The organism is Streptomyces sp. NPDC050388 (assembly GCF_040655635.1).
Classification (GTDB): Bacteria; Actinomycetota; Actinomycetes; order Streptomycetales; family Streptomycetaceae; genus Streptomyces.
This window is the reverse complement of record NZ_JBFAKH010000017.1, coordinates 82,953-103,777: the sequence shown is the minus strand read 5'-3', so window position 1 is coordinate 103,777 and position 20,825 is coordinate 82,953. Positions and strand designations below refer to the sequence as shown.

Annotated in this window: 16 protein-coding genes; 6 read left to right on the top strand and 10 right to left on the bottom strand. The window is 72.8% G+C overall.

Annotated features, from left to right (window positions below; all coding sequences use genetic code 11):
* Positions 1-4: 4 nt before the first annotated feature.
* The 3 genes from AB0I73_RS12740 to AB0I73_RS12730 are packed head-to-tail and all read right to left on the bottom strand — an operon-like array spanning position 5 to position 3,368.
* Positions 5-1,459, bottom strand: coding sequence for a VWA domain-containing protein (locus AB0I73_RS12740; RefSeq protein ID WP_363036573.1), 1,455 nt, complete (start codon positions 1,457-1,459; stop codon positions 5-7).
* A complete protein-coding gene (locus AB0I73_RS12735) occupies positions 1,456-2,880 on the bottom strand; it encodes a hypothetical protein (protein WP_363036571.1) in 1,425 nt (474 codons plus the stop codon). Before AB0I73_RS12735 ends, AB0I73_RS12740 begins: the two co-directional genes overlap by 4 nt.
* Positions 2,850-3,368 (bottom strand): hypothetical protein, encoded by a 519-nt coding sequence (locus tag AB0I73_RS12730; RefSeq protein ID WP_363036569.1) that lies wholly within the window; start codon positions 3,366-3,368, stop codon positions 2,850-2,852. Before AB0I73_RS12730 ends, AB0I73_RS12735 begins: the two co-directional genes overlap by 31 nt.
* A gap of 361 nt (positions 3,369-3,729) precedes the next feature.
* On the opposite strand from AB0I73_RS12730, the gene AB0I73_RS12725 reads away from it, so the two are divergent.
* A complete protein-coding gene (locus AB0I73_RS12725; protein ID WP_363036567.1) occupies positions 3,730-7,122 on the top strand; it encodes a S8 family serine peptidase in 3,393 nt (1,130 codons plus the stop codon).
* A gap of 108 nt (positions 7,123-7,230) precedes the next feature.
* Here the strand turns inward: AB0I73_RS12725 and AB0I73_RS12720 are convergent, their stop codons facing one another.
* Complete coding sequence (locus tag AB0I73_RS12720) at positions 7,231-8,349, bottom strand: hypothetical protein (RefSeq protein ID WP_363036565.1); 1,119 nt, start codon at positions 8,347-8,349, stop codon at positions 7,231-7,233.
* 125 nt (positions 8,350-8,474) lie between these two features.
* On the opposite strand from AB0I73_RS12720, the gene AB0I73_RS12715 reads away from it, so the two are divergent.
* Complete coding sequence (locus AB0I73_RS12715; protein WP_363036563.1) at positions 8,475-9,632, top strand: cystathionine gamma-synthase; 1,158 nt, start codon at positions 8,475-8,477, stop codon at positions 9,630-9,632.
* A gap of 40 nt (positions 9,633-9,672) precedes the next feature.
* Here AB0I73_RS12715 and AB0I73_RS12710 read toward each other — a convergent pair whose 3' ends face one another.
* The 3 genes from AB0I73_RS12710 to AB0I73_RS12700 form a co-directional block, all read right to left on the bottom strand.
* Positions 9,673-9,918, bottom strand: coding sequence for a hypothetical protein (locus AB0I73_RS12710; protein ID WP_363036561.1), 246 nt, complete (start codon positions 9,916-9,918; stop codon positions 9,673-9,675).
* Positions 9,915-10,421 (bottom strand): sigma factor-like helix-turn-helix DNA-binding protein, encoded by a 507-nt coding sequence (locus tag AB0I73_RS12705; protein WP_363036559.1) that lies wholly within the window; start codon positions 10,419-10,421, stop codon positions 9,915-9,917. The genes AB0I73_RS12710 and AB0I73_RS12705 overlap by 4 nt, the downstream gene beginning before the upstream one ends.
* Before the next feature lie 215 nt (positions 10,422-10,636).
* Complete coding sequence (locus tag AB0I73_RS12700; protein WP_363036610.1) at positions 10,637-11,146, bottom strand: MarR family transcriptional regulator; 510 nt, start codon at positions 11,144-11,146, stop codon at positions 10,637-10,639.
* A gap of 162 nt (positions 11,147-11,308) precedes the next feature.
* On the opposite strand from AB0I73_RS12700, the gene ilvA reads away from it, so the two are divergent.
* Positions 11,309-12,547, top strand: coding sequence for a threonine ammonia-lyase (ilvA, locus tag AB0I73_RS12695; protein WP_363036557.1), 1,239 nt, complete (start codon positions 11,309-11,311; stop codon positions 12,545-12,547).
* Between the two features lie 131 nt (positions 12,548-12,678).
* Here ilvA and greA read toward each other — a convergent pair whose 3' ends face one another.
* Both greA and AB0I73_RS12685 read right to left on the bottom strand, forming a co-directional pair.
* Positions 12,679-13,176, bottom strand: a complete 498-nt coding sequence (gene greA / locus AB0I73_RS12690) for a transcription elongation factor GreA (RefSeq protein WP_363036555.1) — start codon at positions 13,174-13,176, stop codon at positions 12,679-12,681.
* Between the two features lie 207 nt (positions 13,177-13,383).
* Entirely contained in the window at positions 13,384-13,782 is a 399-nt protein-coding gene (locus AB0I73_RS12685; protein ID WP_109376702.1) for a DUF4307 domain-containing protein, read from the bottom strand.
* 207 nt (positions 13,783-13,989) lie between these two features.
* On the opposite strand from AB0I73_RS12685, the gene mca reads away from it, so the two are divergent.
* Both mca and AB0I73_RS12675 read left to right on the top strand, forming a co-directional pair.
* Complete coding sequence (gene mca / locus AB0I73_RS12680) at positions 13,990-14,871, top strand: mycothiol conjugate amidase Mca (RefSeq protein WP_109376703.1); 882 nt, start codon at positions 13,990-13,992, stop codon at positions 14,869-14,871.
* The gene (locus tag AB0I73_RS12675; protein ID WP_363036552.1) at positions 14,864-15,151 is read left to right on the top strand and encodes a hypothetical protein; all 288 of its coding nucleotides are present in this window, start codon (positions 14,864-14,866) and stop codon (positions 15,149-15,151) included. The genes mca and AB0I73_RS12675 overlap by 8 nt, the downstream gene beginning before the upstream one ends.
* Before the next feature lie 60 nt (positions 15,152-15,211).
* Here the strand turns inward: AB0I73_RS12675 and AB0I73_RS12670 are convergent, their stop codons facing one another.
* Entirely contained in the window at positions 15,212-18,418 is a 3,207-nt protein-coding gene (locus AB0I73_RS12670) for a tetratricopeptide repeat protein (RefSeq protein ID WP_363036550.1), read from the bottom strand.
* 358 nt (positions 18,419-18,776) lie between these two features.
* Here AB0I73_RS12670 and AB0I73_RS12665 point away from each other — a divergent pair, with 358 nt between their 5' ends.
* The gene (locus AB0I73_RS12665; protein WP_363036548.1) at positions 18,777-20,819 is read left to right on the top strand and encodes a thioredoxin domain-containing protein; all 2,043 of its coding nucleotides are present in this window, start codon (positions 18,777-18,779) and stop codon (positions 20,817-20,819) included.
* The last annotated feature ends 6 nt before the right edge of the window (positions 20,820-20,825 follow it).

The window sequence follows — 20,825 nt, the reverse complement described above, 5'->3', positions numbered from 1 at the left end:
GGAATCAGGTGAGGAACGTCTTGAGTTCGTGCACGAGCTTCTTGATGTGGCCGGAGATCACCGGCGTGCCGAGGTCCTTGAAACGCTCCCGGAACCACGGGTTGACGCTGCCGCGCCCGGCGCTGGTCACCGAACCGACCGGGATGAACTTCGCCCCCGAGCGGTGGATGGCGGCCATGCTCTCGAACAGCTCGTCGGTGCGCCATTCGTAGAAGTCGGAGATCCACACCACGACGGTGTCGCGCGGCTCGGCGATCTTCGGCTGGGCGAGCGCCATGGCGACGGTGCCGTCGGTGCCGCCGCCGAGCCGGGTGCGCAGCAGGGTCTCGAACGGGTCGTGCGCCCAGGGCGTGAGGTCCAGTGCCTGGGTGTCGTAGGCGATCAGGTGGACGTCCACCTTCGGCAGCCCGGCGAATATGGAGGCCAGGATGGTGCAGTTGACCATCGAGTCGACCATGGAGCCCGACTGGTCCACGACGACGATCAGCCGCTGCGGTGTCGTCTTGCGGCCGGTGTGCCGGTAGTAGAGGCGGTCGACGTAGAGCCGCTCCTCCTCCGGGCTCCAGTTGGTGAGGTTCTTCCAGATGGTGCGGTCGATGTCGAGGTTGCGGAAGACCCGCTTGGGCGGGACGGACCGGTCGATCTCACCGACCGTGGCCTTCTCCACCTGGGTGCGCAGGACCTGGGAGACCTCGTCGACGTAACGGCGGATCAGCGACTTGGCGTTCGCCAGGGCCACACCGGAGAGGTTGTCCTTGTCCCGCAGCAGCTGCTCGATCAGGGACATGCTGGGCGTCAGCCGCGCGGCCAGCTGCGGGTCGGCCAGCACCTCGCGCAGCCGCATCCGCTTGACCAGACCGGCCTCGAGGGAGCCGAGTTCCGGGCCGATGGCGGGGATCAGCCGGCTGAGGTCGGGTGTGCGCCCGCCACCGCCGCCACCGGCCGGGCTGACGCCCTGGCCGTCCGCACCGACGCCGCCGCTCGCGCCGCCGCGTCCGCCCCGCAGCTCACCGGGCCGGCAGCCGAGCGCCCGCTCCAGCCAGCCCGCGTCGGACTGCCAGCGGGCCAGCTGCTCGGCGGTGACGGCGCCGGAGCCGGTGGAGAAGACGTTCAGCAGGACCTTGGAGACGAGGGCCGCGCGCCGCACCTCGGCGGCCCGGTCGCGGGCGTCGTCGTCCTCCGGCTCGGGGGCCATCAGCCCGTCGAACTCGGCGGCCAGCTCCGGGTGCCGCTGCACCACGGAGTCGACGGAGGCGCCCGGGTCGAGCAGTGCGGGCGGCAGTCCGATGTCCTCGACCACGGCCAGGCTCGCCGACTCCAGAGAGGCCTGCTCCTCCGGGTCGAACAGCCGGGCCAGCAGCCGCCAGTACAGCACCTGGCGCCGGTTGTCGTGCGGGTCGGGCACGGCGGCCGGAGCGGTGGCGGGGCCGACGGCCGGTGCGGTGGTGGGGTCGGTCATTTCCGCAGCAGCCTTCCGGCTCGTTCGCGGAGCGCGTCGACGGCGCCGGTGGCGGCCTTCTCCGCGCGGACACCGGCCTTGTCGGTGGTGCCCCCGGCCCACGCGCCGGCGTGGACGGCGACGGTCTTCTTCCGCACGGTCCTCTCCACGGCCAGCGGCTGGACGTGGAACTCCCCGGCGTCCCAGCGGAGCAGCGCCATGCACGCGACGGACGCGGCGACGGCCTCCGCGGTGAGCGGTCCGGCGGCGGGTGTCCGGTCGGTGTCGACGGCCAGGCGGTGCCCGGCGATCTCGAACGCCGTCCCGTCGTCGTCCATGTGTGCCTCGTATCCCTCCAGCAGGACGGGAACGGCGATCCGGGCCGGGTGGCGGTCCAGCGGCGCGGTCGCCGCCGCGGCGGCCGTGGGCAGGGCCACGCGCGCGGTGGTGAAGGCGTCGGCCGGTTCGCCCATGCGGGCGTGCGCGTCGTCCCAGAGCAGGTCGCCCTCGGCGGTGACGGGCATGGCGTCGAGGTCCATCGCGCGGCCCTCGCTCACGGCGGTCAGCAGGGACAGGTGCGGGCGCAGCAGTTGCCACAGACCCGCCCCGACGACGGTGTCGGGCTTCGGGGCGGACGCGGCGGCCCGCACCAGCCGGGGCACGGAGCCGTCGGCGGGCTCGAACACCGCGTGGACCTGGGCCTGTACGGCGGTCGCGTGCTCCTGCACGTCGACCCCGAGCGGCAGCAGGCGGCCGGTGGCCGTACCCCTCGCGGAGGTGCCGGTCGCTCGGGGCACGGTCAGCAGCAGGGCCCGTGACCACAGGTCCGCCCACCGGCGCACCGGTATCCGCTCCAGGGTGGCCCCCGGGCAGGACGCGGCGAGTTCGGCGGCGAATCCGTCCAGCAACGTGGCCTGTCGGCGCAGCGCCGGGTCGGGCAGCATCGCGGAGACGACGGGTGCGGCACCGGCGACCAGCTCGTGGTCGATGCCCTGCCAGCCGGCCCGTGCGAGGTCGCACAGCCAACTACGGGCGGCGGCGAGCAGGTTCGTCGCGTGGTCCGCGCCGTCGGTCCCGGCCACCGGGGCCTCCTCGGCGAGGGGACGGCCGACGGCCTCCGTCACGCGAGCGGTCAGCGCGTCGTGCACGGAGCCGAGCAGCGCGCAGCGGGCGGCGGCCAGTGCGACGAAGTGGTCCTCGCCCGCGGCCCCGGCCGCCGTCCTGTCGGCCGCCTCGCCGACCCGCGCGGCGAGCGGGGTCCCGGCCACGGCGTCGGCCAACTCCATTACTTCGGAGGCCTGTTCGGGTTGAGGTCGGAGCAGGCCGGCGACGAGCGCCGCGTCGAAGGCGTCCACGGCCGCGAGGGCCTCGTCGAGACCGTCGACGCCGTCGAACAGCAGATCGGTGCGCATCAGGCCGCCGCCCTCGTCGTCGGGAACCACTGCATCTCGGGCAGCGGCGCGGTGCTCGGGGCGAGCTCGAGGTATGCCAGGTGCCGCAGGAACCGGCTGAACACGGGCGCCGCGGCCGAGGTGTCACCCTGCGCGGGCCGTGTCCGCGTCATGGCGGTGGTGAGGGCGTCCGCGTCGAGCTCGCCGTCCGCCACCTCGGCCTTCAGGTACCGGGCCACGCGCTCGGCGCCGTACTGCACCACGGCCTCGTCGACCAGGGCCCGGATGTGGTTGCAGAACCACCCCCGCGCGCCGCCGCAGGGACGGTTGTTGTTGGTGCTGCACGCGAACGCGTAGGTCCCGGCGACGACGGACGACACGTACACGCGCCCGATGTCCGACCCGCTGGACACCACTCCCTGCAGCCGCCCGTCCGCCAGCTCGACGAACGGCACCTTGGACAGCTTCCGCGGCCTCGCGGGCGGCACCACCCGTGCCGTGCTCGACCTCTCCCAGACGGACAACGCACCATCTCCCATGCATGCGAAAGGGGACGTCCGCGCCACTTCGACGCCAACACGATGGAAGCTATCCCCGGCCACTGACAACGCGGCCGGAGGGAGTGCGGCCGGGGCGTGACCGGGGGACGACCGGGACGTGACCGCCGCTCGGCACCCGGCCCGCGCGGACGTCCGGGCTTCCTCAACCCGTCGATCAGGTAACGGAGTTCCGGCAGTGGTGTCACAGATACCCGTCGACTCGGTGTTCTTCTCCTGGGCCCCTTGAGGCGTTTCATCACCACTCGGCATACTGCGTGACCCGGGGGGTGCGCACACGCGTACGAGACCACCCCCGGCCGGGTGAAGGGGAATTCGCCCGGCAACTCAGCTAGGGGGAACCTTGCGCAGACAACTCAAGAGAGCGCGCGCGACGGGCGCGGCCACGGTCGCCACGGCGGCCGCCGTGGCGCTCGTGGCGGGCATGACCGGCCCGGCGTCGGCGAACGGGGAACGGACGGCGGCGGGCACCGCGTCCGGTACGGCCGCCGGGGCGTCCGGACCGGCGCACACGAACGCGGCGCAGGCGAAGGCCTCGTCCTCGCCGAAGGCCAAGCACCGCATCACCCTCATCACCGGTGACCGGGTCGCCGTGGACGCCAAGGGCCGCGTGGTCGGCCTGGAGCGGGCCAAGGGGAGGGAGCACATACCCGTCCAGATCCACAGGTCGGGCGGCCACACCCACGTGCTGCCGGCGGACGCCGCCCGGCTGGTCGCGAGCGGCAAGCTCGACCGGCGGCTCTTCGACATCACCGAACTCGGCAAGGACTCCACCCGACGCTCCCAGCAGCGGGGCCTGAAGGTCATCGTGGGGTACCAGGGCCGGGCCGCCGCCGCGAAGGCCGACGTCCGCGACGCCGGCACCCTCCGCCGGACCCTCACCGCCCTGAACGCGGACGCGGTGCAGACCCCGCACGAGGAAACGCCCGACCTGTGGAAGGCGGTCACCGACGGCGACCGGACCGCGTCCGGCATCGCCCACGTCTGGCTCGACGGCGTCCGCAAGGCCGCCCTGGACAAGTCCGTCGCGCAGATCGGCACCCCCAAGGCGTGGGCCGCCGGCTACGACGGCAAGGGCGTGAAGATCGCCGTCCTGGACACCGGTGTCGACGCGACCCACCCGGACCTGAAGGGCCAGGTGACCGCGTCCAAGAACTTCACCAGCTCGTCGAGCACGGGCGACAAGGTCGGCCACGGCACCCACGTCGCGGCGATCGCGGCCGGTACCGGCGCGAAGAGCGGAGGCAAGTACAAGGGCGTCGCCCCCGGTGCCAAGGTCCTCAACGGCAAGGTCCTCGACGACTTCGGCTTCGGTGACGACTCCGGCATCCTCGCCGGCATGGAGTGGGCGGCCGCGCAGGGCGCCGACGTCGTCAACATGAGCCTGGGCGGCGGAGACACCGCCGAGATCGACCCGATGGAAGCGGCGGTCAACAAGCTCTCCGCCGAGAAGGGCATCCTGTTCGCCATCGCGGCGGGCAACGAGGGCCCGGAGTCGATCGGTTCGCCCGGCAGCGCCGACGCCGCCCTCACGGTCGGCGCCGTGGACGACAAGGACAAGCTCGCCGACTTCTCCTCCACCGGCCCCCGCGTCGGTGACGGCGCCGTCAAGCCGGACGTCACCGCGCCCGGCGTCGACATCACGGCCGCCTCGGCCAAGGGCAACCTCATCGCCCAGGAGGTCGGCGAGAAGCCGGCCGGCTACATGTCCATCTCGGGCACGTCGATGGCGACCCCCCATGTCGCGGGCGCGGCCGCGCTCCTGAAGCAGCAGCACCCCGACTGGACCTACACGGAGCTGAAGGGCGCGCTCACCGGTTCCACGAAGGGCGGCGCGTACACGGCGTTCGAGCAGGGCTCCGGGCGGATCCAGGTCGACAAGGCCGTCCAGCAGACGGTGATCGCCGACCCGGCCTCGGTGAGCTTCGGCGTCCAGCAGTGGCCGCACACCGACGACAAGCCGGTCACCAAGCAGCTGACCTACCGCAACCTCGGCACCGAGGACGTCACCCTGAAGCTGACGTCCACCGCCACCAACCCCAAGGGCAAGGCCGCCCCGGCCGGCTTCTTCACCCTGGGCGCCACCACGGTGACGGTCCCCGCGGGCGGCAGGGCCTCCGTCGACTTCACCGTCGACACCCGGCTCGGCGGCACGGTCGACGGCGCCTACTCGGCGTACGTGGTCGCCACGGGCGGCGGCCAGACCGTCCGCACGGCCGCGGCGGTGCAGCGGGAGGCCGAGTCGTACGACGTGAAGCTGAAGTTCCTCGGCCGTGACGGCAAGGCGACCGGCAACTACTTCGCCGCCCTCCTCGGCGTCTCCGGCCTGGGCGCCGACAAGATCCAGTGGCCCTACGACGCCGACGGCACCGTCACCGCCCGTCTGCCCAAGGGTGATTACATCCTGGACTCCTCCGTCCTGGTCGGTACCGACCCGGAGAAGTGGAAGGGCGCCGACTGGATCGCCCAGCCCAAGCTGAGCGTCACCAAGAACACCACCGTCACGGTGGACGCCCGCAAGGCCAAGCCGGTGAAGATCACCGTGCCGGACAAGGCGGCCAAGCCGGAGTTCGCCTCGGCCGACTACATCGTGGAGACGAAGAATTCCGTCTTCGGCTTCGGCTGGTGGCTGGACTCGTACGCCAACTTCCGCTCCGCCCACCTCGGCCCGCAGATCACCGACGGCTCGCTGACCCAGCAGTGGGACGCCCACTGGAGCAAGGGAAGCAAGACGCAGTACAGCACCGTCACCGGCGGCAAGGTCAAGAAGCTCGCCACCGGCTTCACCCGCACCTACAAGGCGTCCGAACTGGCCACGGTGAAGGTCGGCCTGGGCGCGGCGGCGAGCGGCAAGAAGGGCGCGGTCGGCGCCTTCGGCTGGCTGCCGGGAAGCTACTCCGCCTCCTCGATCGGCATCCCGCAGACCCTGCCCGGTACCCGCACCCTGTACCTGTCCACCAAGGGCGGGGTGAAGTGGGACCTCGACTTCGAGCAGCAGGGCGGTGTCGACGCGGACGGCTGGCCGATCACCGAGGCCGGTTACACCGTCGGCGACTCACTGGCCCTCAAGGCCGGCAAGAAGTACTCCCGGACCGTGCACACGGCCGTCTTCGGGCCGCGTGTCACCTCGCAGTTCGGCCTCTTCCGGGACGGCAACAGCATCTACGGGTTCCTCCCGCTGTTCGCCGACGGCAAGGGTAACCCCGGCTCCTCCCTGTTCACCTCGGTCACCACCAGCCTCTACCGCAACGGCACCAAGGTCGGCTCCCACGGCGACCCGCTGTTCGGGGAGGAGGAGTTCGCGGTTCCCTCCGGCGACGCCGCCTACAAGCTGACGACCTCGGTCAAGCGCAGCGCCAAGGTCGCCGCCGCCTCCACCCGCATCGACGCGAGCTGGACCTTCCGTTCCAAGAAGACCTCCGGCCTGAAGCAACTGCCCGCCTCCACGGCCCGCTTCCAGGCGGTCACCGGACTGGACAGCAAGGTCGCCGCGGGCAAGAAGGTCACCTTCCCGGTCACCGTCGAGGGCGCCGCCAAGGGCAAGAACCTCAAGTCGCTCGCGGTGTACGTCTCCTACGACTCCGGGAAGACCTGGAAGAAGACCGACGTCAAGAAGGGCAAGATCACCGTCAAGAACCCCGCCAAGGGGAAGGCGATCTCCTTCCGCGCCAAGATCACCGACAAGAAGGGCAACCAGTCGACGATCTCGATCCACAACGCCTACCACGGCAAGTGAGCCGCCCGCCGGCTCCCTGCTGAGCACCGGGCGGGGGCCCGCCGGAAGCACGGCTTCCGGCGGGCCCTCCGCATGCGGGACGCCACGGGCGGCGGCGGACCCGCGGCCTCAGTGCGGCAGCGTGGCCGGGCTGCCGCCGTTGGCCTCGTAGCCCGCGACCGCCAGGGCCCGGTAGACCGCGAACTCCGCGGCGGGATCGGGGGACAGGGTCCAGGGCAGCGCGCCGACGTGGCCGTCGATGTGTACCAGCTGGTTCATGGCCTCCGCCCAGCGCTCACCCCGGACCAGGAAGAACACCAGAAGGTGCCGGACGTGCGCCGACATCGGGTCGTCGGGGCGGGCCGAGTGCACCGCGTGCAGCGCGCCGTGGACCGCCCTGGTCACCACCTGGCTCTGGTAGAAACCGCTGACCAGGTTCACCTCCGGCAGATGCTCGAACACGGCGAACAGCGGCATCGCGGCCAGCAGCGAACCCTGCGGTGCGCGTGCCGCCGCGGCCTCCGCGAACGAGTTCGCCAGCTCCCGCGAGCCGTGCCACTTCTCGCACCAGTAGTGCAGCGCGGCCAGGTGCGCCCCCATGTGGGCCGGGGCGCGGTCCAGGATCCTCAGCCAGACCTGCTCGAAGTCCTTCTGCTCGTAGGCCAGTCCACGGGCCACCGAGAGCTCCACGATGTACGGGACCGGATCGCCGGGAGCCAGCAGCGCCGCCTGACCGCACGCCGCCTTCGCCTCCTCCATGATGATCCGGAACTCGTCCGTCCCCCGAGTCGCCGTACGCCACGCCTGCTGCACCAGGAACTCCGCGTGCACCGCCGCGCCGCCCGCGTCCTTGGGCGCTTCGGCGCGCCACGCCCGCAGCCACTGCCCGCCCGGCGACTCACCGGCCCCGCCGGGCCGCGCGGCGAGTTCCAGCGAGGCGGCGCCCGCGAAGGCCTGCACGCGCTGCCAGCGCAGCTCGCTCGTCGCGGCCGTACCGGCCAGCAGCTGCTGCGCCCCGCGATAGTCCTGGGTGCGCTGGACCAGGTCCAGGACGTCCAGAAGGTCCTGGTCGGGGCCGGGCATGCGGATGTCCAGCTCCTCCTCGAGGACGAAGCCGTAGGCCGCAGGGTCCGCCGCGTCCGGATGGCCGGGCGACACCTGCGCGATCCCGCCGCGCGTGCGCCTGAGGAACGGCACCAGCACGAAGCCGATCATGACCAGCCCGAGCAGGACCAAGAGAATTTCCATACTCACCAGCGAACCAGATCGCGCCGAAGATTGGCCAACCTGCCGCCTGATCCGTGGAAAACTCCCGGGCGCGTGGGGAACTCCCTGACGCGTCGTCCACCGCGTGCGGACTACCCTCGGGGCCCATGAGCGACAGGCACATCAGTCAACACTTCGAGACGCTCGCGATCCACGCGGGCAACACCGCGGACCCCCTGACCGGCGCGGTGGTCCCGCCGATCTACCAGGTGTCCACCTACAAGCAGGACGGCGTCGGCGGCCTGCGCGGCGGCTACGAGTACAGTCGCAGCGCCAACCCGACCAGGACCGCGCTGGAGGAGAACCTCGCCGCCCTGGAGGGCGGCCGCCGCGGCCTCGCGTTCGCGTCCGGGCTGGCGGCCGAGGACTGCCTGCTGCGTACGCTGCTCAGCCCCGGCGACCACGTGGTGATCCCGAACGACGCCTACGGCGGCACGTTCCGGTTGTTCGCCAAGGTCGTCGCCCGCTGGGGGGTGGAGTGGTCGGTGGCCGACACCAGCGACCCGGCCGCCGTCCGGGCCGCCATCACCCCGAAGACCAGGGTCGTGTGGGTGGAGACCCCCTCCAACCCGCTGCTCGGCATCACCGACATCGCCGCCGTCGCCCAGGTCGCCCGGGACGCCGGCGCCCGCCTCGTCGTCGACAACACCTTCGCCACGCCCTACCTCCAGCAGCCGATCGCGCTCGGCGCGGACGTCGTCGTGCACTCCCTGACCAAGTACATGGGCGGCCACTCGGACGTCGTCGGCGGCGCCCTGATCACCGGCGACGCGGAGCTCGGCGAGGAGCTGGCCTACCACCAGAACGCGATGGGCGCGGTCGCCGGGCCGTTCGACTCCTGGCTGGTGCTGCGCGGCACCAAGACGCTCTCGGTGCGCATGGACCGGCACAGCGAGAACGCCACCAAGGTCGCCGACATGCTCAGCCGGCACGCGCGCGTGACGAGCGTCCTCTACCCGGGGCTGCCGGAGCACCCCGGCCACGAGGTCGCCGCCAAGCAGATGCGCTCCTTCGGCGGCATGGTCTCCTTCCGTGTGGAGGGCGGCGAGGAGGCGGCCGTCGAGGTCTGCGACCGGGCCGAGGTGTTCACGCTGGGCGAGTCCCTGGGCGGCGTCGAGTCGCTGATCGAACACCCCGGGCGCATGACGCACGCGTCCGTGGTCGGCTCCGCGCTCGAGGTCCCCGGCGACCTGGTGCGCCTCTCTGTGGGCATCGAGAACATCGACGACCTGCTCGAAGACCTCCAGCAGGCCCTCGGCCGGTAAGGCCGCGCGGGGGCTCCGGCGCGGTGCGCACCCGGCCGGTTCACCAGCCCGTCAGGGGTGGAGTCGTCTCCGACGGCGGCTCCACCCACGGGTGCGTGGTCAGCGCCCAGATCACGAGGGCCAGGCTCGCCGCGAGCAGCACCAGCCACCCCAGGCGGCGGGCGAGCGCCCTGCGCCGCAGCATGCGGGCACCGCGGCGCACGGCCTGTGCGTGCAGGTCGGGCGGCACCGGTGGCGGTGCCTGCTCCAGCAGCCGCCGTACGGCCGCCGCACGGCCCCAGCTCATGACGACACCGCCCTGACGCCCCGCACCGCCGGAGTCGGCGCACGCCGCCGCTGGTCCAGTACCGCGGTCGTCGCGCGGTTGCAGATCGCGCGGACCCGGTCCGTGGACAGGCCGAGCAGGGCCGCCGTCTGCTCCTCGGCGACATCCTCGTAGAGCCGCAGCACCAGGATCAGACGCTCCTGCGGGCCGAGCCCGGCCAGCGGGCCCGCGGGCTGCGGACGGGAGCGGAGCAGGCCGCCGCGCTCGTGCCAGGCGGTACGGGCGAAGCGGGTGGCCAGGTACTGGCGGGTCCGGTCGTAGGGATCGTCACCGCGCAGCCGGTCCCAGCACGCGTACGTGTGGGCCAGAGCCAGGGTCAGCAGGCGCCGCGCGCGGGGGTTGTCGTCCCGCGCCTCCGCGGTGAGCAGGGTGGCGGCATGCAGCAGCCGCCCGGCCGCACCCGCGACGAACGCCTCGAACTCGCGGGCCCGGCGGACGTCCCGGGACGCATGTCCTGGTAGCAACCGCGCCTCCCGCACAACCCTGCCCGAGCCGGTCCCGGCCGCGAACGGCCTTCGGCGGGCGCGTGCGACGGGACCCGGTCTCATCTCAGGGCAGGGTCGGCCCCGCGGTCAAGAGCCGCGCACGGCTCGGCGCGCAGACTGCCCGGCACCCAGGTCCTCTCGTACGGACCAGGCCGGTTCGGGCCGGAACAACCGGAACGACCGGGCCGGTCGGATCAGGAATCCGACCGGCCGTCCTCCGGCCCCGGCCCCCCCGGAACCGACATCCGCGCGGAGAGCGCGCCGTTGAAGCGCGTGAGGAGCGCGCAGAACACCTCGCGCTCCCCCGGCTCCCAGTCATGGGTCAGGTCGGCCATCAACTGGCGCCGTGAGGAGCGCACTTCCTCCAGACGCGCCTGCCCGCGCGGAGAAAGCTGGAGCACGACCGCCCGGCCGTCCTCGGGATGCGAGGTGCGCTTCACCAGTCCGGTGTCCACCAGCGGGGCCACCTGCCGGGTGACGGTCGACGAGTCGATGCCCATGCCGGCGGCGAGCGCCTTGACACCCATCGGGCCTTCCTTGTCGAGACGGTTGAGCAGGAGATAGGCGGCGCGGTCCATGGAGTTGCGTACCTGGCCGACGCCGCCCAGCCGGGTCTGTTCGGCGCGCCGGGCGAACAGCGCCACCTCGTGCTGCAGCGTGTCGAGAAGACCGGTGTCACCGACGGTCGTCGTGTCCATCGACATGTCAGGTGTAGTGGGCATGGCCGGAGGCTCACTTCGTGGAGGGCTGCTCATTGGGGGACAGAGTACGCGGCCGGGGCCCCCGTCGTACCGGCGCTGCGCAAAGCCGTATCCGCGGATCGGCCACCGCGATCGCCGACGGCGGGGAACTGCGATGCTGGAGTCATGAGCTACGGCACGGCTGACTCCCTGCGCACCGTCACACCCGACGACGTGCGCGGCGCCCGGAAGACGCTCTCGGGTGTGGCCAGGGTGACCGCGATGGAGAGCAGCAGGCACCTGTCCCGGACGGTGGGCACACCGGTGCACCTCAAGTGCGAGAACCTCCAGCGGACGGGGTCCTTCAAACTGCGGGGCGCGTACGTCCGGATCGCCGGGCTGCTGCCCGAGCAGCGCGCCGCCGGTGTGGTCGCGGCGAGCGCCGGCAACCACGCACAGGGCGTCGCGCTCGCGTCCTCGCTGCTCGGGGTGCGGTCGACGGTGTTCATGCCGAAGGGCGCCCCGCTGCCGAAGATCAGCGCCACCCGGGAATACGGCGCCGAGGTGCGCCTGCACGGCCAGGTGGTCGACGAGGCGCTGGCCGCCGCCGAGGAGTACGCGGACGAGACGGGTGCCGTGCTGATCCACCCCTTCGACCACCCCGACGTCATCGCGGGCCAGGGCACCGTGGGCCTGGAGATCCTGGAGCAGTGCCCCGAGGTGCGCACGATCGTCGTCGGCATGGGCGGCGGCGGACTGATCGCCGGGATCGCCGTCGCGGTGAAGGCGCTGCGGCCGGACGTACGGATCATCGGGGTGCAGGCGGCGGGCGCGGCGGCGTACCCGCCCTCACTGGCGGCCGGGTACCCGGTGTCGGTGCGCCACCCGGCGACGATGGCCGACGGCATCAAGGTGGGGCGGCCCGGCGACGTGCCGTTCGGGATCGTCGAGCACCTGGTGGACGAGGTCCGCACGGTCACCGAGGGCGAGCTGTCCGCCGCCCTGCTGCTGTGCCTGGAGCGGGCCAAACTGGTCGTCGAGCCGGCCGGGGCGAGCCCGGTCGCGGCGCTGCTGAGCCGCCCCGACGCGTTCGCGGGCCCGGTCGTCGCCGTGCTGTCCGGTGGCAACGTCGACCCGGTGCTGATGGAGCGGGTGCTGCGGCACGGCATGGCGGCACAGGGCCGCTACCTGGCCGTCCGGCTGCGGCTGACGGACCGGCCGGGCGCTCTCGCGTCGCTTCTCGGGGCGTTGTCGGTGGTGGACGCCAACGTCCTCGACGTGAGCCATGTACGGACCGATCCGCGGCTCGGGCTCACGGAGGTGGAGGTCGAAGTACACCTGGAGACGAAGGGCCCGGAGCACTGCGCCGAGGTCGAACAGGCCCTGCGGGACGCGGGTCACACGGTCCTGCGCGGCATGGACTGACCCGGCGCCCGGCCCGTGCGGCTCGGCGACGGCATGACGAAGCCCCCGGCACCGCGGTGGGGACGCTCACGCGTCCCGCGACGGGCACGGCGCCGGGGGCACCCTCACGGTCCTGAGCCGTGGACTGGGGGTCAGCCCTTGTACGGCTCGGCCTTCAGGATCTTCACGGAGGCCGTCTTGCCGTTCGGCAGCTCGTACTCCACGGTCTCGCCGACCCTGTGGCCGGACACCCCGGTACCCAGCGGGGACTGCGGGGAGTACGTCTCGATGTCCGCACTCGCGTACTCGCGCGAGGCGAGGAGGAAGGTCAGCGTGTCGTCCTCGTCGCCGTCGAAGGCGATCGTCACGACCATGCCCGGCGCCACCGAACCGTCGGCCGCCGGCGCCTCACCTACCTTGGCGCTTTCGAGGAGCTGGGTGAGCTGCCGCACGCGGAGCTCCTGCTTGCCCTGCTCCTCCTTGGCCGCGTGGTACCCGCCGTTCTCCCGCAGGTCGCCCTCCTCGCGCGCGGCGGCGATCTTGGCGGAGATCTCCGTACGCGCGGGACCAGTAAGGTATGCAAGCTCGTCCTTGAGCTTGTTGTACGCCTCCTGCGTCAGCCAGGTGGCGTTCTCGCTGGTCTGGGTCACTGGTGCTCCTCGTAGGTGCTGGAATACAAAGCAACGCCCTCCCTGAAGGATGTTCCTCCACGGATGGGCGAAACCACGAGCCTAACAATTCAGCGGCCAAAGGGGGAGGACATATGCCATCGGGGCTGTTTTTTCGCAGGTCAGCAGCACTGTGTCGCTCGTGACACCGGTCCCCGGCAGCGGGGAGCCGTCCGGAGCCGGCCGGAGTCAGTCGGCGTGGCAGCCGAGCAGCTCGGCCGTCGCGCCCGGGGAGGTCGTGCGGAGCGTGACGACCTCGTCGAAGCGCGTGCCGTCCCCGTCGAAGCGGAAGTCGGCGCGGCCCACCTCGGCGCCGTCCACGGCCTGGGACCGCACCGTGCAGTAGCCGTCCACGCCCGCGTCCTTGTGGACCTCCAGGCGCACCCGCACGGTGTCCTTCGCGGTGTCGAAACCGATCATCTCGCCGCTGATCCTGCTGCCCGCGACGTAGTGGTAGCCGAACCAGCCGATCAGGGCCACCATCACCGCGGCCAGGACCGCGCCGACGATCTTGAGGGTGCGGTCGGCACGTTCGTCCGAGGTGCGGCCGTACCGGCCCTCGGGCGGTCGCGTGCTCGCCGTACTCATGATCGTCTCCTCGGCTGAAAAAAGGGGGGACGCCTGCTCCGGGCGGGGCCCGGTACCGGGCTCCGGAATTATTCGTCCCCGGCTTCGGTCACTATAGAAGTCTTCCGCCCGTCGCCCGACCGCCACCCCACCGCGACGTCCCACGGGGACGACAGCCGGTGGGACCGCACCGGGCACCCCGGGCGCCTACCGACTGAGGAATGAGTCTTGACTGACCAGCTGCGACTGATGGCCGTGCACGCCCACCCCGACGACGAGTCGAGCAAGGGCGCGGCCACCATGGCGAAGTACGTGTCCGAGGGGGTGGACGTGCTGGTCGTGACCTGCACGGGCGGGGAGCGCGGCTCCATCCTCAACCCCAAGCTGCAGGGCGACCCGTACATCGAGGAGAACATCCACGAGGTGCGCAGGAAGGAGATGGACGAGGCCCGGGAGATCCTCGGCGTGAAGCAGGAGTGGCTCGGCTTCGTCGACTCCGGCCTGCCCGAGGGCGACCCGCTGCCCCCGCTGCCCGAGGGCTGCTTCGCCCTGGAGGACGTCGACAAGGCGGCCGGCGAGCTGGTGCGGAAGATCCGCGCGTTCCGTCCCCAGGTGATCACCACCTACGACGAGAACGGCGGCTACCCGCACCCCGACCACATCATGACCCACAAGATCACGATGGTGGCCTTCGAAGGCGCGACGGACACCGAGAAGTACCCGGAGAGCGAGTTCGGCCCGGCCCACCAGCCGCTGAAGGTCTACTACAACCAGGGCTTCAACCGCCCCCGCACCGAGGCGCTGCACCGGGCGCTGCTGGACCGCGGCCTGGAGTCGCCGTACGGGGACTGGCTCAAGCGCTGGGCGGAGTTCGAGCGCAAGGAGCGCACGCTCACCACGCACGTCCCGTGCGGGGACTTCTTCGAGACCCGTGACAAGGCCCTGATCGCGCACGCCACCCAGATCGACCCCGACGGCGGCTGGTTCCGGGTGCCGATGGAGATCCAGAAGGAGGTCTGGCCCACCGAGGAGTACGAGCTCGCGAAGTCGCTCGTCGACACATCCCTCCCCGAGGACGACCTCTTCGCGGGCATCCGGGACAATGCCTGACATGAGCGCTAGCGCAAGCCTGGCAATGAGCCACCTGGTCACCCTCGCCGAAGTCGACAAGGACAAGGTCACCCCCGGTGTCCTCGGCTTCATCGTCTTCGCGGTGATGGCCCTGGCGGTCTGGGGCCTGATGAAGTCGATGACCCGCCACATGAACCGGGTCGACTTCGACGAGTCCGCGGACCGCCGGACCGGATCCGAGAACGCCGCGAAGACGGCGTCGTCCGGCGCGGCCGCGGGTGCGCCGTCCGACGGGGCGGAGAAGAAGAAGCAGGGTTGAGCCACGTAGCCTTCCGGCCCCCGGAGGGCTACGCGGCGGCACCCCGCCGGACCCGTACCCCTACGTGGTCGGCCCCATGGCCACCCCCATCACCTCACGGGCGTGGCGGCTGGGGACCATGCCGAGGCGCCAGGCCTGCCAGCCCGCCTCCAGACTCACCCCGCGCTCCAGCAGGAGCTGGTAGGCGTCCACGTAGTCGCCCAGCTTCTCGTCGCGGGCGGCGTGCGCGGTCCGGGCCAGCTGCGCCAGGTCCTCCTGGGCCACCGCCGTACCGACCTCGGCACCGCCCGGGGCCGCGTACGGCAGGAGCGTGCAGCGCAGGAACCGGGCCCAGTCCTCGCCGCGTCGGTCCCCGTAGGACGTGAACAGCGCCGCCGCCTCGTCGCACAGGGCCAGCGCCTGCTGGGTACGGGCATTGCCCGCGTCGACGACCGCCAGCTCCAGGCACGTCCACGCCTCGCCGTGGGCCACACCGATCCGCTGGAAGTCCGCGCGGGCGTCGACCAGCAGCTGGCGGGCGAAGCCCGAGTTGCGCAGCGAACCGGTCTGCGCGGCCCGCTGGTCACGGGTCACCCGGGCCGAATGGTGCCGGGCGCAGGCCAGCCCGTAGACGTCCCGCATCCGGGAGAACATGGTGCGGGACCGCTCCAGCTCGCGCACCGCCCGGTCCAGGTCCCCGGTCTCCTCCAGCGCCTGGCCCAGGTAGTACAGCGTCCACGCCTCTCCGCGCGCGTCCTCGTTGTCCCGGTGCCGGGCGGCGGCCCGCCGCAGCTCCTCCACCGCCGGCGCGGCGTCCCCGCCGATCAGCCGGGCCCGGGCCAGCTGGGTCAGCGCCCACGCCTCGCCCCGGGCGTCCCGGGTACGGCCGTACAGCTCCAGCGCCTCGCGCAGCTCGGACTCGGCGCGCGGCACGTCACCCGTGCGCAGCCTCAGCTGTCCGAGCTGGAAGTGCGCCCAGGCCTGACCGTGCACGGACTCGCCCGCGCGGTGCAGCACCAGCGACTCGGTGAGCAGGTCCAGCGCCTCGGACAGCCGGGAGCGGTCGCGTTCCACCGCGCCCAGCGCGTGCATCGTCCACGCCCGGTCGGTGGCCAGCTGGGGCGCGGACTGCAGGTCCATCGCCTCCCGCAGCCTCGCCGACGCCTCCGTCAGATTGCCCTGGTGGTGCAGCGTGATGCCGAGGGAGGTCAGCGCCCGCGCGGCCCCCGCGTCGTGATGGGCCTCCCGGTACAGGTCGACCACCGAGGACAGCGTCGTCCGCGCCTTGTCCAGCTCACCCAGCTGGCGTGCCGCGATACCCGTGCGCCACTGCACCGAACGCATCAGCAGCCCCTCGTCCACGGCCTGCGCCAGCTCGTTGATCTCACCGAGGCGGTACAGGTCTCCGCGCAGCAGGCAGTAGTCGCACAGCGCGCCGAGGAGATTGAGCACCGCCGCCTGGTTCACGCCCTCCGAGTGCCGCAGCGCCGCCGTGATGAAGCTCGACTCGTCGTCCAGCCAGCGCAGCGCCTCGTCCAGCGAGGTGAAGCCGTACGGGCCGAAGCGGTCCGAGCGGGTCGACATGTTGCCGTCGACCAGCCGCAGCACCGAGTCGGCGAGCTCGGAGTAGTTCACGATCAGCCGTTCCTGCGCCGCCGTCCGCTCGGCCGGGTCCTCCTCGTCCAGGAGGCGGGCCAGCGCGAAGGCGCGCACGAGGTCGTGCAGCCGGTACCGGCCGGGCCGCACCGGGGTGATCAGACCGGCCCGGGACAGCGCCTGGAGGTGCCGGGCCCCCTCGGCCTCGTCGGTGGCCAGCAACGCGGCCGCCGCCGCGGCGCCCAGCGACACCCGGCCGGCCAGCGCCAGCCGGCGCAGCAGCCGCCGCAACGTCTCCGGCTGGTCGGTGTAGCGCAGCCACAGGGCGCGCTCGACCGGGCTCACCGGGCCGTAGGCGCCCAGGTCGGTGGCGAGCGCGCGCGGGGAGCGCGGGCCCAGGGAGGAACCGGCGATCCGCAGCGCCAGCGGCAGCCCGCCGCACAGTTCCCGGACCCGGTCGGCGGAGTCGGCGGCCTCGCTGCCGGACCCCGACGAGTCCTGCGCGACGGCGGCCAGCAGCTCCTCGGCGCCCGCCGCGTCCAGGGCGCGCACCGGCAGCTGGTGCACCCGGGCCGGCAGGTCGTCGGGCAGGCCGAGCGGCGCGCGGGAGGTCACCAGGACCAGGCTGTCGGAACGCTCCGGCAGCAGCGTGCGGACCTGCTGCGGATCCGCCGCGTCGTCGAGGACGACCGTCACCGGCATGCCCGTCACATGCTGGTGGTACAGCTCGCTCAGCCGTCTCACCTGCTGGCCGGGGGAGGACCGCTCACGGAACAGCAGCTGCTCGCGGGGCGCACCCAGCCGGTTCAGCAGGTGCAGCAGCGCGTCCCGGGTGGACAGCGGCGGCTCACCGGGACTGTCGGCGCGCAGATCGACCACGCAGGCGCCGCGGAAGTAGTCCTTCAGGTCGTGTGTCGCGCGTACCGCGAGGGTGGTCCGGCCGCTGCCGGGCTCCCCGTGCAGCACCACCACCGTCGGCTGTGTCTCCGTGCTCGCGCGCGCCGCCCGCACCCACTGCCGGATCCGCGCCATCTCCTGCCGCCGCCCGGCGAACGGCCCCACCGGCTCCGGGAGTTGCCCGAACGACTGCTCCAGCACGCTCCGCCCGCGGGCCGCCGCGCTCTTGTCCGCGCCGCGCAGCCGAGGCCCCGTCTGCGGGGGGCCCGTGGACGCGGTGAGTATCCGCTGCTGGTCCAGGAACGGCCGGATGCCCCGCACCTCCAGCGCCGTCAGCCACTGCAGCCGCAACTGCTCCGGCCCGCCCGGCTGACTCGCCGCGCCGGCCCGGTGGTGCGCGGCGGGCACATGCGCGCCCACCACCTTCACCACGGTCGCCGCCGCGCCGATCACCCCGACGGCCGCGCCCGCGCCCAGCGCCGTCCCGGTCCCCGTACCGAGGGCGAGGTCGGCGGCCACGGCCGCGAGCCCGGCCACCCCGGCCACGAGCAGCGGCGTCCCGGCGCCCTCACGGGCGTACCGCTGGCGGAAGGTGAGCTGCCCGGCCGCCGCCTCGTCCAGCGCGCGGGTGTACGCCTCGTACTCCTCGGCCGCCGTCCGCGCGATCGCGTCCAGCGCCCCGCGCGCCCGGGACAGCAGCACTTTTCCGTCGGCACGCCCGCCCGACCGGCGTACCTCTTCCTCCACAGCCCGTGCCAGCAGCCGCTCCGCGTCCGCACGATGACCGTCCCGCATGTCACGTCCCCCTCCGGCGGCCTCGGTCGCCCCCGGTGTGCCCGGGAGTCCTCGGGTCCCTTCCGACCCATCCCCGAGACCCCTGCCGGTTATGCGTCGGCCAAGTGTCCTGCGCACGAAGCTTCTTGGGGAGGGGGAGGCAGGAAGGAACCCGGGAGCGCGGCGATGCGGGGAGAGGAGCCGAATGCTCCCGGGAGCCGTCCGGGCCGCCGCCGGGGGCCGCTCCCCGGCCGCGGGCGGACGGGCCGGCGCACCGGTGTACCGGCGTGCCCCGATCGGCGGACGGTCCCCCGGCCGCCGGGCCCCGCCGGAGGCCGGTGACACCCCTCCACGGGGGTACTGGGGCAGGATGGAGCACATGGCGAACCGACTGGCCCACGAGACGTCCCCGTACCTCCTTCAGCACGCCGAGAACCCCGTCGACTGGTGGCCCTGGTCGGACGAAGCCTTCGCACGGGCGCGCGAGCGGAACGTGCCCGTCCTGCTGAGCGTCGGCTACGCGAGCTGCCACTGGTGCCACGTCATGGCGCACGAGTCCTTCGAGGACCGGGCCACCGCCGACTACCTGAACGAGCACTTCGTGAGCGTCAAGGTGGACCGCGAGGAGCGCCCCGACGTGGACGCCGTCTACATGGAGGCGGTACAGGCGGCGACCGGGCAGGGCGGCTGGCCGATGACCGTGTTCCTCACCCCCGGCGCCGAGCCGTTCTACTTCGGCACCTACTTCCCGCCCGAGCCCCGGCACGGCATGCCGTCCTTCCGGCAGCTGCTCCAGGGCGTGCACCAGGCGTGGGAGGAGCGCCGGGACGAGGTCACCGAGGTCGCCGGGAAGATCGTGCGGGACCTGGCCGGGCGGGAGATCTCCTACGGCGACGCACGGCTCCCGGGCGAGGAGCAGCAGGCGCAGGCGCTGCTCGGGCTCACGCGGGAGTACGACGCGCAGCGCGGCGGGTTCGGCGGGGCGCCGAAGTTCCCGCCGTCCATGGTGCTCGAGTTCCTGCTCAGGCACCACGCCCGCACCGGCTCCGAGGGCGCCCTGCAGATGGCGCGGGACACCGCCGAGCGCATGGCCCGCGGCGGCATCTACGACCAGCTCGGCGGCGGTTTCGCCCGGTACTCCGTGGACCGGGACTGGACGGTGCCGCACTTCGAGAAGATGCTCTACGACAACGCCCTGCTCTGCCGGGTCTACGCCCATCTGTGGCGGTCCACCGGCTCCGAGCTCGCGCGCCGGGTCGCGCTGGAGACCGCCGACTTCATGGTCCGCGAACTGGGCACGCCCGAGGGCGGGTTCGCCTCCGCGCTGGACGCGGACAGCGACGACGGCAGTGGTCGGCACGTCGAGGGCGCCTACTACGTCTGGACGCCGGAGCAGTTGCGCGAGGTGCTCGGCGCGCAGGACGCCGAACTCGCCGCGCGGTACTTCGGGGTGACCGAGGAGGGCACCTTCGAGGAGGGTGCCTCGGTGCTGCAACTGCCGCAGCAGGAAGAGGTGTTCGACGCCGACCGGATCGGCGGGGCCGGCGGGGTCAAGGAGCGGCTGCTCGCGGCGCGAGGCGCCCGCCCGGCCCCCGGCCGGGACGACAAGGTCGTCGCCGCCTGGAACGGGCTGGCGATCGCCGCGCTCGCCGAGACCGGCGCCTACTTCGACCGGCCGGACCTGACCGAGGCCGCGGTCGCCGCCGCCGACCTGCTGGTCCGGGTGCACCTCGACGACCACGCCCGGATCGCCCGCACCAGCAGGGACGGCCGGGTCGGTGCCAACGCGGGCGTCCTGGAGGACTACGCCGATGTCGCCGAGGGCTTCCTCGCGCTGGCCTCGGTGACCGGGGAGGGGGTGTGGCTGGAGTTCGCCGGTCTGCTCCTCGACCATGTGCTGGTCCGCTTCACCGACCCGGAGACGGGCGCCCTGTACGACACGGCGTCCGACGCCGAGCGGCTCATCCGGCGCCCGCAGGACCCGACCGACAACGCCGTGCCGTCCGGCTGGACGGCCGCCGCCGGGGCGCTGCTGGGGTATGCGGCGCAGACCGGCTCCGAGCCGCACCGCACCGCTGCGGAGCGGGCGTTGGGCATGGTGAAGACGCTCGGGCCGCGGGTGCCGCGGTTCGTCGGCTGGGGTCTCGCGGTCGCCGAGGCGGCGCTGGACGGGCCGCGGGAGGTCGCGGTGGTCGGTCCGGCGCTCGACGATCCGGCCACGGCGGCCCTGCACCGCAGGGCACTGCTGGGTGTCGCCCCGGGTGCGGTGGTCGCCGTCGGCGCGCCGGAGAGCGACGAGTTCCCGCTGCTGGCCGACCGCCCCCTGGTGGGCGGGGAACCGGCCGCGTACGTCTGCCGCAACTTCACCTGCGACGCGCCGACCACCGACCCCGACCGGCTGAGCACGGCCCTGGGCGGCTGAGGTGGC